Origin of the sequence: Mesorhizobium sp. M0184 (assembly GCF_040322215.1) — a bacterium.
Classification (GTDB): domain Bacteria; phylum Pseudomonadota; class Alphaproteobacteria; order Rhizobiales; family Rhizobiaceae; genus Mesorhizobium.
Window position 1 is genome coordinate 117,535 of the sequence record NZ_JAMYSZ010000017.1, and the last position, 12,074, is coordinate 129,608.

The window sequence follows — 12,074 nt, forward strand, 5'->3', positions numbered from 1 at the left end:
TCAAAGCGCCTTCGAGCGATTTCGGGCAAGGCGGAAGGCTCGACGCCTGTAATAGCGCCGCCGGCGACGATCAAAGCAAATCAAAGCATGGGCGGGTGATGAAGGTCCCATATTAGACGTTGGACAGCGGCGAAGGTCATGGCATTCGTTGACCAGTTCTTCGAGGCATCCAAGCCCTCGTCGAAATCGTAGTCTCGATGCGTCCGCCCATTGAAGATATTCATGGTAGCGGAGCCTTCGAAGAAAAGCTTTTCGATAGCATAGTCTGGGTACTTCCAGTTGCTTCGCACCCCGATGCGGACCTGAACATCACCGCCGAATCCGGTCATCTGCCCGAGCACTTCCCGCACATACTTGACCCGGTCTCCCAAGCCATCAGCAATGGTGCGCAGCGTGGCGTCGGCCGGCAGCATCGGGGTTTTGGGAAGTGTCTTCGGCGCTTTCATGGAGGCTCCCAGCGAGCGAGAAACATGATTATCGCTGCTCAGCTTCAAACTAGCGCAGCTTGATCCAGAGCTCATCGAGAGCGTGCTCAAGGCCCAATTGCCCGAGCGACCAAATGGCGAGCCCTTTCCCGCCGTTGTGAAATTCGTCTGGCGAATCGAGCACAACCTGGATCGCTTCGCTCTCGGAGAGTGGCCGCAGTTGTTTCGCGCAAAGATAAGCGTATGTCGCCGGTTGTCGTTCACGCAGAATATCCCAGACATCATCCGAAACGCCGCCGGCCCTTATTATTGCCTTGCCGACTATCCAGCCTTCGACACCTGATACGATAAAGTCCGATGCAAGGACCTTCAGTATCTCAGGCGCACCACGGCTGACGAGCACTTTTGCTGCTCTCGGATCGCGAGTTGTTTGCCAACACTTGGCGATCAGCTCGTCGCCATAATGCATATTGTCACCGTTGATCGCTTTCAGCCACCTGGCCCACGCAGAAGATGTGTTTTTGTCTTCCCATCGGTCGAGAAGAAACAGACGTTGGGCAGGACTAAAGGACATAAGGAGGTGGGAGAGGCATGCCTCGATCCGCGAGCGCAAGTGGCGGTCTTCTCCCTGCTCAATCAGTCGGACGGACAGATCGTCCACCGCAATCCGGCGCTCTTCGCAAAGCCTCGCAAGTCGCTTTCGGATTGCCATGTGGATCTGAAGAGGATCCTTGAGCGTGATAATCGCGGCGTCGCAAAGCTCGTCGACCGAGAGACATCCGACGTAGGCGCGCATAAAGGAAGACGCGACGTTGTCGTAGAAGTCGGTTTGGCTCAAGCTTCGTATGCGCGAGAGCTTTTCTTCAAGGTCATGCCCGTGACAGACTCCGTACGATGAGGAATGTCACTATCCTGCAGCTGCCAATTGCTGCTGGCGATACTCTGCGGCCTTCAGTATCAAATCCAGGAAGGTGTGGCGTTCCGAGCTGGCAATCGGATGCGTCGAATAGACTAATTTGATGAATGGCGCCCAATAGAGCTTCCTCGTAACTTCGATGATGTGATCGCAGGACTTCCGCTCGTCATCTGTTAGGCGCGGAGTGTAACTCCGGTCCCGTACTGAAAATGTTTTCTTTGCCTGCCCGTACATGTTGCTGCCAAGATCCACGACAAACAGTTCGTCCATATCGGCCGCTCTTTGCTCGACATCACGGACGAAAGGACCGAAGTTGTCAAAATACCACTGGATGTCGGTCATCTGACGCCCGTGCGTGAGAGCCTGGTGCCAATCAGCGAGATAGACCATCTTGGTCAAACGGGCGTTCGAGAGCTCGTGAGCCATGTTGGCGGGGTAGTTTTGTAGCAGGTAGGCCATCACGTCGTGTAGCTGTGCCATCACAACCCGCTTTCTGCCGCTTTGGCTGGATTTGGAACGTACGCACGCAGCTCGTGGATCACTCTCGCGTAATCATTGATCGATCCATTGATTGTATCATGTAGGGCGTCTTCTGCGAAATGATCCGCATTGATGGCCTCGACCACGAGGACGGCGATCGCCTTTCCCTCCAGATTATCGAGCCGCTTGACTCCGTATAACGTGGACTTCATTCGAGTGGAGTCGGTGACGGTCTCCGGGATGGAGTATGTCTTCAAATTGTAGGTTCGGCGCTGCGCTCCCTGAGGTGGTAGACTATTGTCGAAATGCCATCCTTTTTTCCATCCCTCTGCGATGCAACCCTGATAGTCCGGGTAGCTCGTGCGCCCTGGACTCAGGAAGACTGGATTTCTGGAGTAACGTCCACAGCGGATGAACGAATGAGTTTCGCTATCGTGGACGTAGAGCGATAGGCGTGCCTGCGATCCTTGCTCCAGTTCCAATTTGTTCGCGAGATTTAACAGAAGGCCGTCAAAAAGGATGACGATAACATTGCCAACTTCTTCGATTTGCCCTGTCTGAGCTTCCAGCTTGTCACGAAGCCGGCGAATCGTTCCATCACGAGAGGTCACGATCAACCCTGCGCCCAGTGCCAAGGCAGCCGTGACTAGGAATAGCGGCACAGTAAGAGAAGATATCCATTCGAGAGGCCCGGCCCAGTCAGGGTTGGCCTTCTCCCATTGGGCGAAATCGAAGGTTAGAAACGTGCCGCTGATAAGCGCAACGAAAGAGGCGCTGGGTTGCACCCAAAGAGCGCACCAGTCTTGAATCCAGTTCCAAATGTTGCGTCGAACGCCCCCCAAATCGCGCAAAGCGCATCCCCCGAATCTTCAGCGCAGTAGAACGCGAATGCTTTAAGATGTCGAGCCGAGCCTGGTTGGCGGGTTATGCATTACAGAAATCCATCCCCTGCATGGTCATTGTAGCGATCGGCGCGGCGCACGTACGTCTCGACCGACCGAGGATCCCGGTGCCGCGACCCCTCCATGATGCGGCTGATCGAGGCCCGGTTATCGGCGGCTGACGTAATGAAGCCGGCGCGAAGCGAATGCCCTGATAGCTTCGCCACGTCCAGCCCGGCCGCATCGGCGTAGCGCTTCACGATCAGCGCCACGGATTGTGCGGTGAGGGCATCGGCAAGCACGTTGTCGCCACGGCTGACACGACGGAAGATCGGGCCGGCGGTGATATGTGCCGCGTCGATCCACTCCCGCAGCCTGTCAGCGACGGCGAAGGCCTTGCCGTTGAGGATGGCGACGGGTGATCGCTGCTGTTCACACTTTCAACAGCGCCGGCCTGACATTCCGCGCCGAACTGTTCATGTGACAGCAATAATCGCGTGGACCTACTCGCATCAGGGTCATCCCACTCCATGCGCCTGCGCTCCCCGCAAATCAGCTCGCAAATCTTGCCAGGGCATAGCCCTCGGCAAGATGGGGTGCTCGTGACGCTCACGATCTTCTGACCATCGCCGAGAGCAGGATAGCAGAGGACAAGAGCGGGGGGAATCACCCGACCTGCGCAAGATGGCGGCTTGCCTGCCGTGAGGGCGGAGCCCTTAGGCAGCCAAGCCAGGTGCCGGATGAGCCGTGTTTGCACGGCAAGCCGCGCGATGGGGGCAGCGCTGCGATATTTGGGGTCTCCGCGCCGCCCGCCATCGGTCATGCCCGGTCTTGCTGTTCCTGCGCGACGGTAGGCATTTCTTCTTTCCGTTCCGCCTCGAACGCCATCTTCCCCAGCTTTATCCAGACGCCGTGCGCATGTTTGCCGTCCTCGCTCTGGAGCTTGTCAACCATCCAGAGCAGCGCGCCGTAGATGGTGGCACGATCATCGCCGGTCAGGTTCACGATGCCCGCCTTGACGACAAGGCCACCCAGCTCGATCAGGTGCCGCGTGCGTTTGCGGCGCTCGACCTGCCAGTTGCGCATGTCATGCCGCGCCCGTGCCGCCTGGTAGCGATTGCGGGCCGCCCGAGTGCGCCGCAGCGCCGCCAGCGTCGCGCTCAGATGCCGAAGCAGATCGCCGCGCGCGGCTCTGGAAAAACGTCGCACCGCGTTTCGCCCATGCCTCCTTCTTTGCGGCGTCCTTCGTCTCGGTCAGCACTATTAGCGCACCCGCCAGTTCCTCGGCGCTGAGCGCATCGGCGCCGGTGGCGATCACCAGTTCGCCGAGTTGCTGCACCTTGCGGGTTTTCAGTTCCCGCGCCTTGTCCTCCAGCGCCTTCAGTTCCGCATCAAAGTCCCGTGGTTTGCGCATCGTTATCTCCATAAGCTGTTGATGCAGCGATGATAGTTGAGCACTTTGCCGAATGCTCCAGGGTTGCCGGGACGGCTCGGGACGGGCTGGTCGCTCCCGAGATTTTTTCGAGGGAGGGCGCGCTTATACGTCGTGCCGACGTGGGCTTTGTCGTGCAATGATCCGGTCGCGATGGCGATCTATCATCTTCACGTCAAGGTCATTGGCCGCAAGTCCGGCTCCAGCGCGGTGGCGTCCGCTGCCTACCGTTCGGCCTCGCGGCTGCGCGACGACCGCATTAACCGTGTCCAGGATTTTTCCGCCAAGCGCGACGTCGTCCATTCCGAAGTCATGCTGCCGGAGAATGCGCCCGAAGCATGGAGTGACCGCGAACGGCTGTGGAACGATGTCGAGGCGTTCGAGGTCAGGAAGGATGCGCAGCTTGCCCGCGAGGTCGAGTTCGCCCTTCCGCGCGAGATGAGCGAGGCGCAGGGCATCGAGCTTGCCCGCGACTTCGTGCAATCGGAATTCGTGGACCGGGGCATGATTGCCGATCTCAATGTGCATTGGGACATGGCAGAGGACGGCATGCCCAAACCCCATGCTCATGTCATGCTGACCATGCGCGCGGTAAACGAAAACGGCTTCGGCCCGAAGGTGCGGGACTGGAACCGGACGGAAATGGTCGAACGCTGGCGCGAACGTTGGGCCGAATTTGCCAATGGGCGCATGGCCGAACTCGACATAGACGCGTGCATCGACCATCGCAGCCTTGAAGCGCAGGGCATCGCGCTTGAGCCGCAAAGCCAGATCGGCGCGCCTGCGCATCGGATCGAGGATCAGCGGACCGAAGCCGACCGCGCCGAGTTGCACCGCGAGATCGCGCGCGGCAATGGCGAACGCATCATCGCTAATCCCGACCTGGCGCTGGATGCGATCACGCATCAGCAATCGACGTTCACGCGCCGCGACATGGCAAAGTTCGCGCACCGGCACAGCGACGGAATCGATCAGTTCAACGAGGTGATGGATGCAATAGGAAACTCGCCCGATCTGGTCGAACTCGGCAAGGACGGGCGGAGCGAGGATCGCTTCACCACCCGCCAGATGATCGAGGCCGAAGAGCGCCTGCACGACGCGGCGGAAATGATGGCCGAGAGAGAACGCCATGAGGTAAGCGATACCGACAGGCAGGCGGCGTTGGCCCGAGCAGAAGCGCGCGGACTTGTGCTGTCGGGCGAGCAGGCCGACGCGCTGGCGCACATCACGCACGGGCGCGATCTGGGGATCGTTGTTGGCTATGCCGGAACCGGCAAGAGCGCAATGCTCGGCGTGGCGCGGGAGGCATGGGAAGCTGCTGGCTATGAGGTCAGGGGCGTGGCGCTTTCCGGTATCGCGGCGGAAAATCTCGAATGCGGATCGGGCATCGCCTCGCGCACCATCGCCAGCATGGAACATGGTTGGGGACAGGACCGGGATATGCTCACCACGCACGATATTCTGGTGGTCGACGAAGTAGGCATGGTCGGCACGCGCCAGTTGGAGCGGGTGCTGTCCCATGCTGCCGAGGCCGGAGCCAAGGTCGTGCTGGTCGGCGATCCGCAGCAGTTGCAAGCCATAGAGGCGGGCGCGGCCTTCCGCTCGATCCACGGCCGTCATGGCGGGGCAGAAATCGGCGAGGTGCGCCGCCAGCGCGAAGGCTGGCAGCGGGACGCCACGCGCGATCTGGCAACCGGCAGGGCCGGCGCTGCGATCCGTGCCTATGATGCGCATGGCATGGTGCATGAGGCCCAGACGCGCGAACAGGCACGCGGCGATCTGGTCGACCGATGGGACCGCGACCGGCAGGCGTTACCCCACAAGAACCGCATCATCCTCACCCACACCAATGATGAGGCGCGCGCGCTTAACGAAGCCGCACGCGAACGGATGCGGGCAGCGGGCGACCTCGGTGATGATGTGCGGATCACGCTCGAGCGCGGCGAACGGAGTTTCGCCAGCGGGGATCGCGTCATGTTCCTGCAAAACGAACGCGGCCTTGGCGTGAAGAACGGCACGCTCGGCGCCATCGAAGAGGTCAGCACGCAATCCATGTCGGTGCGCACCGACGACGGCCGCTCCGTGCGTTTCGACCTTAAGGACTACGACCGCATCGACCATAGCTATGCGGCGACCATCCACAAGGCTCAAGGCATGACCGTGGACCACACCCATGTGCTGGCGACGCCTGGGCTGGATGCCCATGGCAGCTATGTCGCCCTGTCGCGACACCGTGACGGCATGGACCTGCATTATGGCCGCGACGACTTCGCCACGCAGGACCGGCTTGTCCGCACTTTGTCGCGCGACCGGGCAAAGGACATGGCGTCGGATTACAGGCAGATCGATCCGGTGCAAGGCTATGCCGAGCGACGAGGCATCACCTTCCGTGAGCGTGTCGCCGAGATTGTCAAAAGGGTCGTCCCGGAAAAGCTGCGCGACAGGATCGGCGGTCTATTCGACGGCCTGCGCCTGTCCGCAGACGCAGCGCCTGGCCCGGAGGGTGGGAGGGCGGAACGAGAAATTACCGGAATGGAGGCACGGCGCGAAACCACAGCGCCCGCCAGAGAGGCCCCCGAGGATCACGAAGCAACGCTGCGCCGAGGCCGAACCGACGCCTTCAAACGTCATGCCCGCGCCGTGTATGCAATATTCAGCACTGAGGATGCGGGCGGCAAAGCTGGCCCGGCTCAGATGCGCGAACTGACCGATGCCCGCAAAGCCTTCGAGGAGGTTCGTCCGCATGGCTGGCGCGATGCGGAAGCCGCATACGCCAAAGACCCAGACCTCGCCCGCGAGGCAAGCAATGGCAGGATCAACCGCGCCATCCGCGCCCTGCAGCTCGAAACCGAACTGGGCACCGATCCGGGCCGCCGCGCCGACCGCTTCGTGGAGCGCTGGCAAAAGCTCGATCAGACCAGCCAACAGCAGTATCAGGCGGGCCACATGTCCGCCTACAAGGCTACGCGGTCGACGATGAGCGACATGGCCAAAAGCCTCGAACGCGACCCACAGCTTGAATCCCTCCTCGCCAACCGCAAGGCCGAGCTTGGCATCCAGGTCGATTCGGGCCGCCGTTTCGGCGCGGCACTCGCCTTCACTCACGGCATCGGACTCGGCAGGGGGCGAGGCATCGGACTTTAAGACCCGTCCGATTTACGGCCGTTTCCACGCCGCACTACGACGCAGCGGCAAACCCTCTTGCGCGTCCGTATCGGTCCGCCCTGTCTGGTCTCAGCAGTTGTCAGAAACGGCCAACATGAGGCAGTGCAGCCATGCCCGAACCAGACCGTATCATCCGCCTAAAGACCGTTCTTGCCCGGACCGGGCTGTCCCGGTCCACCGTCTACCGCAAGATCGCCGAAGGCACCTTCCCGGCCCAGATCAGGATCAGCGTCAACGGCGCGGGCTGGCGTGAATCCGACATCAACAGATGGATCACTGATCCCATCAGATGGCGGCCAAAAACTCGATGACTGATCGCGCGGCTTAGGCCGAAGTGCAACTAGTAGAGTAGTGCGAAAAATGGCCCAATTCACCAAGGACTGCCGCGGCATGGCCGCTTTGCGCCCAATATCGGCCGTCGGGATCAGTTTTGCTCTTCCTGCAAGCAGACAGACCGTGGGCCAGTCGCGTTTGCGCCTGATGTCGGCCCTAGGGCAAGCTTTGCCGTCGCCCGAAAGTCTGACGTCGGCGAATACGCTGTAGGTCGCGGTTGCACCATGAGCCGACATTCCGTCGAACATCACCTTTTCGGAATTCAAGGCGAACGCTCGTAGCCGATTTTGTAACGTACCTCATCGGAGAAACGGGTGTTGGCTGCTAAGTGTGTATGGTTTTGCCATTGGGCTTTCCTTATAATTCTGCCCAGTGGAACAGGTTCAACATCTCGAACGGAAGCTGGTCGCTATCCTCGCCGCCGACGTGGTGGGGTACAGCCGGCTGATGGGGCTGGACGAGACGGGCACACTCTCGCGGCTCAAGGCGCTCCGGCGCGAATTCATCGAACCCGCGATCGAGGGCTACCATGGCCGCATCGTCAAGCTCATGGGCGACGGCGCCTTGGTCGCGTTCGAGAGCGTCGTCGATGCCGTAGCATGCGCCGTTGAAATCCAACGGGTCACCGCGCAGCAGAACCTCGGTCTTCCCGAAGATACCCGGATCGTGTTCCGCATCGGGATCAACCTTGGTGACGTGATCCCCGACAAGGACGACTTCTACGGCGACGGCGTCAACATCGCGGCCCGGCTGGAAGGACTGAGCGATCCTGGCGGCATCGTCATCTCGGGAACGGCCTACGATCAGGCTCACAACAAGCTCGGCCTGACCTTCAAGTCTCTCGGCGAACAGCGTCTCAAGAACATTCCAGAGCGGGTCCGCGCCTATCGGGTTCTGCTGGAACAGACCGCAGGAGCCAATAAGTCGCGCTCTCGGCGATGGCCTGTGATCGGCGCCACGGTGCTCGTTCTGGCTCTGATAGCGGGGATTGCGGTGATTCTCTGGCCGCAAGCGAGTGCCCTGCTGCCCGGTCACGGTTCCACCCCGGTCGGTTCGTCGGTCGGCAAGCCCTCCATCGCCGTGCTACCGTTTACCGATCTTAGCGAGAAGGCAGGCCAGGATTATTTTGCGGAAGGGCTCGCAGACGATCTCATCACCGATCTCTCGAAGATCTCGGGGCTCCTCGTCATCGCACGCAACTCCGCGTTCTCCTTCAAGGATCGATCCCTCGACGTCGACGAGATCGCGGCGCAGTTGAACGTCCGTTACGTGGTCGAGGGCAGCGTCCGGCGGGAGGAAGATCTAGTCCGCATCAATGTCCAGCTCATCGATGTCCAAACGGGGAGCAACATCTGGGCCGAGCGATACGACCGCGACTACTTCAGGATATTTGCACTTCAAGACGAAGTGATCGGGCGTATCGTTGAGGCACTTTCGGTGCGTCTGACGGAAGGCGAACGAGCGCAGATTGCTCGCCTCCCCACGCGAAGCCTGGAGGCATACGATTTCTACACCCGAGCCGAGCAGAAGGTTTATGTGGTCGACAACAGGTCTCTCGGAGAGACCCTGTCCCTGTATCAAAAGGCGATCAAGCTCGATCCTACGTTTGCAGATGCTTACTCGGGCTATGCCCGCGCCACGGTGGACGTGCTCGGCTTCGACTACCAGGTGCTCATGCTCAGCGCCGTCGCTCGCCAGCGCTCCTACGAAGCGGCAGGGCGGGCGCTGGAGCTCAATCCGCAATCTGCCCGCGCCTATGCCGTGCTCGGCATCCTGCAGATGCTGGACGGCGAATGGGACCAGGCGATCGCGTCGGTCCAGAAAGCCGTCGCGCTGGACCCGAACGGCGCGGAGGCGGAGCTCAATCGGGCGATCGTGCTGACCTACGCAGGACAGAACCTGGAGGCGCTGGCAGCGATGGAACGCGTGTTGCGGCTCGATCCCAAGCCGCGCGCTCAGGTCTTCGACTATTACGGCTTCGTGCTCTACATGAACCATCAGTACGAGAAGGCTTTGCAGGCGCTGAGCAAGGTCCAGCCGGGAGAGCGCAGCGACCTTGGTCTCGAAACGCTGGCCATGGCAAATGCGCGGCTTGGCCGCATGGCCGAGGCGCACGATGCGGCTGCAGCAATCCTGAAAGAGATACCCGAACAGAACCTCGCTGGTTATCGTGTCGTTTACGCCCACCATAGGCGGCAAGAGGACCTCGATCACCGGCTGGGCGCCCTTCGCGCCGCGGGGATTCCCGAGCGGAGCTTCGATTTTCGCGGGCAGGAGGAGGACCGCCTGGGTGCCGCCGCGATCCGAGCCCTAACGGGCGATCGGACATGGGTAGGACATCAACACAATGGCGCAGCCTTCGTCATGGAGCTGAGTGCAAATGGAGATGTCGCACTGAGCTCGCAAAGCAGCATCATCACCGGCACGTCCAGCGTGGATGGCGACCTCTTCTGCACGCAATCCACCGCGACCTTGCTCGGCCGCAAGTTCTGCGCCCCGGTCTATCGCAATCCCCAAGGGAGCAGCGATACGCAGGACGAGTACGCTTGGCCGGACTCCGTCACAGTCTGGTATTTCTCGGTGTCTCCGTGACGGGCGCCATTCAACTTGCGGGCTCACGACATCGCGCCGGAGCTAGTTGGCGGCCGCTCTAGCCTCGAATTCCTTCGCCTCCACTGCGGGCCATTCGGCTTCCCCTTTCGCAATGACAGGCGCCGGGTTGGCATCGAAGTCTTCCTCCAGGCCCTCCTTTCCGGAGAACAGGAAGAGCTTGCCATTGACGATGCGGAAGGCTTCCGGGTCAAGGTTCGCGGATGCCTCCTTAACTGACATTCCCCCGGTGCAGAAGCCGCCGAACTGAGGGGCATAGCGCACCGGCTCGGAAACAAAGGCATCCCGGTGTTGGACGCTGGCGAAGTACCACGTTGCTCCGAGCCACTTCCTCGAGATCTTGGGCGAACCCATCGTCGCGCGACCGTCGGTGAAATATGCTACCGGATCATAACCCAGGATGGCGACATTGCCGAAGTATCCGGTGTTCACTCCGTCGCCGGCGTGGGATCCACCGGTGCCGAAGAGGAGGAGGGAGGCGGCGGCTACTCCCGCGCAAAGCAAACTGTCAAACGTTCTGGAACGGTTCTCTGTCATGTTCTCCTCCAGTAGCCTTTCTCGATGTCAGTTGCCGAGGGCGATGCACACCTTGTACGACGACCCCATCGTTTCCTTGGGTTGGCATTTTGCGCCGTGCTTCTTGAGCAAAACCATCACGTCGGTGCTCTGATAGAATGTCGCGCGGCTGAGAGGCGTGTACCCGTATTCCTGGATTGCCTCGACCTGTGCGCCGTGCGAGATCAACAGCTCCGCGATGGCCGTCTGGTTCTCTTCTGCTGCCACATGCAGCGGCGTGATCTTGTGCGTGCTCAACGCGTCGACCTCGGCCCGTGGTCGAGCAGCAATTTTGCGATGTCCAGGCTTCCTGAGTAGGCTGCCGCATGTAGCGCGGTGAAGCCGCGATCGTTGCGGGCTTCGATGTCCGCCTTGGCCCCGATCAACGCAATGGCGACCTCGGTCTTGCCGGCAAGCGCCGCATCGATCAGCGGGGTCTGACGGCTCTCGTCGCGATCGTTCACATTGGCGCCTTGTGCCAGGAGTTCGGCAACCTTTCCGGCGTCGCCCTCCCGAGCAGCGTCGTTGAGCGGCCCGGCCGTCACCGCACCGACGGCAAACCAAGAAATGAAAGCAACGACCAGAGCCCGACTGACAAGCCGAAGCCAACCGGTTTCGAAAAGCCTGACCCGGATCGGGAAGGCCCTCGCCAGCAACAATCGCCTGTAGACCGTCATCGTCTAACCCTCCGGGCGCGCTCGCCCGCGGATGGACGTATATGAGATCAGTCTAATACATTTGGTGCAGCGGAGCCATAGGGTGTCCGGCTTATGCGCGAGTCGAAGTCGCGCGAGGCGCCCTGTGTCACCCCCGGCAGCGGGCTATCCGGGCACCAGCACCACGACCGCTAGAATGGCCATCAGCAGGCAGGCGGCCATGCCGATCATATCGTGCTGCCGGAAGCGCCAGACGGCGTGGCGAGCATTAGGACGCCGATGACGGCGATTTAGAGTGGAACGAGGTTCATCCTTTAAAAGGGCAGCCCACCAGCCTTGCGCTTGTGCGTAGGCGCGAAGTTTAGTGTCAGCTTCTTGATGGGCGCGCTGGCAGTGTCGCTTGGGGAGAACCCTGTGTTTCCGTAGAAAAAGGCGATGTCGAATTGACCGTCCTTCGCGAAAAGGGGGCCGAATGTCTGGAATGGGTCAAACCCGGGGGCCGCCACCCAGGCAATGTCCGCTTATGCGCCTGTAGTGTAAGCGCGAATTTCCCCGCACCTTTTGCTGTTGAGTGCTCTGATGCATGAGGTGTCCACCAAAATAGGTGGACACCTTGTGATG

At 60.8% G+C, this 12,074-nt stretch carries 13 protein-coding genes; 3 read left to right on the forward strand and 10 right to left on the reverse strand.

The window, feature by feature from the left end; genetic code table 11:
- Window positions 1-80 precede the first annotated feature (80 nt).
- The 7 genes from NKJ23_RS21065 to NKJ23_RS21095 all read right to left on the reverse strand — a co-directional run bounded on the left by NKJ23_RS21065 (window position 81) and on the right by NKJ23_RS21095 (window position 4,116).
- On the reverse strand, window positions 81-446 hold the full coding sequence (locus NKJ23_RS21065; protein ID WP_352682067.1) for a hypothetical protein: 366 nt from the start codon (window positions 444-446) through the stop codon (window positions 81-83).
- Window positions 447-495: 49 nt separating this feature from the next.
- Window positions 496-1,263: a hypothetical protein gene (locus NKJ23_RS21070; protein WP_352682069.1), complete on the reverse strand. Its 768-nt coding sequence runs from the start codon at window positions 1,261-1,263 to the stop codon at window positions 496-498.
- 69 nt (window positions 1,264-1,332) lie between these two features.
- Window positions 1,333-1,821, reverse strand: coding sequence for a Panacea domain-containing protein (locus NKJ23_RS21075; protein WP_352682071.1), 489 nt, complete (start codon window positions 1,819-1,821; stop codon window positions 1,333-1,335).
- Window positions 1,821-2,672 (reverse strand): hypothetical protein, encoded by an 852-nt coding sequence (locus NKJ23_RS21080; RefSeq protein ID WP_352682073.1) that lies wholly within the window; start codon window positions 2,670-2,672, stop codon window positions 1,821-1,823. Before NKJ23_RS21080 ends, NKJ23_RS21075 begins: the two co-directional genes overlap by 1 nt.
- An 80-nt stretch (window positions 2,673-2,752) precedes the next feature.
- Window positions 2,753-3,112 (reverse strand): tyrosine-type recombinase/integrase, encoded by a 360-nt coding sequence (locus NKJ23_RS21085; protein WP_352682107.1) that lies wholly within the window; start codon window positions 3,110-3,112, stop codon window positions 2,753-2,755.
- Window positions 3,113-3,521: 409 nt separating this feature from the next.
- Window positions 3,522-3,788 carry a conjugal transfer protein TraD gene (locus NKJ23_RS21090; protein ID WP_352682075.1) on the reverse strand — a complete coding sequence of 89 codons (267 nt, stop codon included), beginning with the start codon at window positions 3,786-3,788 and terminating at the stop codon, window positions 3,522-3,524.
- Between the two features lies 1 nt (window position 3,789).
- The gene (locus NKJ23_RS21095; protein WP_352682077.1) at window positions 3,790-4,116 is read right to left on the reverse strand and encodes a conjugal transfer protein TraD; all 327 of its coding nucleotides are present in this window, start codon (window positions 4,114-4,116) and stop codon (window positions 3,790-3,792) included.
- A gap of 171 nt (window positions 4,117-4,287) precedes the next feature.
- On the opposite strand from NKJ23_RS21095, the gene traA reads away from it, so the two are divergent.
- From traA to NKJ23_RS21110, 3 genes are all read left to right on the forward strand, one after another.
- Window positions 4,288-7,278: a Ti-type conjugative transfer relaxase TraA gene (traA, locus tag NKJ23_RS21100; RefSeq protein ID WP_352682079.1), complete on the forward strand. Its 2,991-nt coding sequence runs from the start codon at window positions 4,288-4,290 to the stop codon at window positions 7,276-7,278.
- A gap of 131 nt (window positions 7,279-7,409) precedes the next feature.
- Window positions 7,410-7,610: a helix-turn-helix transcriptional regulator gene (locus NKJ23_RS21105; RefSeq protein WP_352682081.1), complete on the forward strand. Its 201-nt coding sequence runs from the start codon at window positions 7,410-7,412 to the stop codon at window positions 7,608-7,610.
- Window positions 7,611-8,004: 394 nt separating this feature from the next.
- Window positions 8,005-10,224 carry an adenylate/guanylate cyclase domain-containing protein gene (locus NKJ23_RS21110; RefSeq protein WP_352682083.1) on the forward strand — a complete coding sequence of 740 codons (2,220 nt, stop codon included), beginning with the start codon at window positions 8,005-8,007 and terminating at the stop codon, window positions 10,222-10,224.
- Window positions 10,225-10,266: 42 nt separating this feature from the next.
- Here NKJ23_RS21110 and NKJ23_RS21115 read toward each other — a convergent pair whose 3' ends face one another.
- From NKJ23_RS21115 to NKJ23_RS21125, 3 genes are read right to left on the reverse strand one after another with little or no spacing between them, the layout of a single operon-like run.
- Window positions 10,267-10,779, reverse strand: coding sequence for a YHS domain-containing (seleno)protein (locus NKJ23_RS21115; protein ID WP_352540684.1), 513 nt, complete (start codon window positions 10,777-10,779; stop codon window positions 10,267-10,269).
- A gap of 27 nt (window positions 10,780-10,806) precedes the next feature.
- Window positions 10,807-11,055: an ankyrin repeat domain-containing protein gene (locus NKJ23_RS21120; protein WP_352682085.1), complete on the reverse strand. Its 249-nt coding sequence runs from the start codon at window positions 11,053-11,055 to the stop codon at window positions 10,807-10,809.
- Window positions 11,052-11,474 (reverse strand): ankyrin repeat domain-containing protein, encoded by a 423-nt coding sequence (locus tag NKJ23_RS21125; protein ID WP_352682087.1) that lies wholly within the window; start codon window positions 11,472-11,474, stop codon window positions 11,052-11,054. The genes NKJ23_RS21120 and NKJ23_RS21125 overlap by 4 nt, the downstream gene beginning before the upstream one ends.
- Window positions 11,475-12,074: the final 600 nt, after the last annotated feature.

Excerpts from the sequence above, each read along its gene's own strand:
- NKJ23_RS21065 (WP_352682067.1), bottom strand. The coding sequence starts at position 446 with ATGAAAGCGCCGAAGACACTTCCCAAAACCCCGATGCTGCCGGCCGAC.
- traA (WP_352682079.1), top strand. The coding sequence starts at position 4,288 with ATGGCGATCTATCATCTTCACGTCAAGGTCATTGGCCGCAAGTCCGGC.
- NKJ23_RS21075 (WP_352682071.1), bottom strand. The coding sequence starts at position 1,821 with ATGGCACAGCTACACGACGTGATGGCCTACCTGCTACAAAACTACCCC.
- NKJ23_RS21115 (WP_352540684.1), bottom strand. The coding sequence starts at position 10,779 with ATGACAGAGAACCGTTCCAGAACGTTTGACAGTTTGCTTTGCGCGGGA.
- NKJ23_RS21090 (WP_352682075.1), bottom strand. The coding sequence starts at position 3,788 with ATGCGCAACTGGCAGGTCGAGCGCCGCAAACGCACGCGGCACCTGATC.
- NKJ23_RS21105 (WP_352682081.1), top strand. The coding sequence starts at position 7,410 with ATGCCCGAACCAGACCGTATCATCCGCCTAAAGACCGTTCTTGCCCGG.
- NKJ23_RS21125 (WP_352682087.1), bottom strand. The coding sequence starts at position 11,474 with ATGACGGTCTACAGGCGATTGTTGCTGGCGAGGGCCTTCCCGATCCGG.
- NKJ23_RS21095 (WP_352682077.1), bottom strand. The coding sequence starts at position 4,116 with ATGCGCAAACCACGGGACTTTGATGCGGAACTGAAGGCGCTGGAGGAC.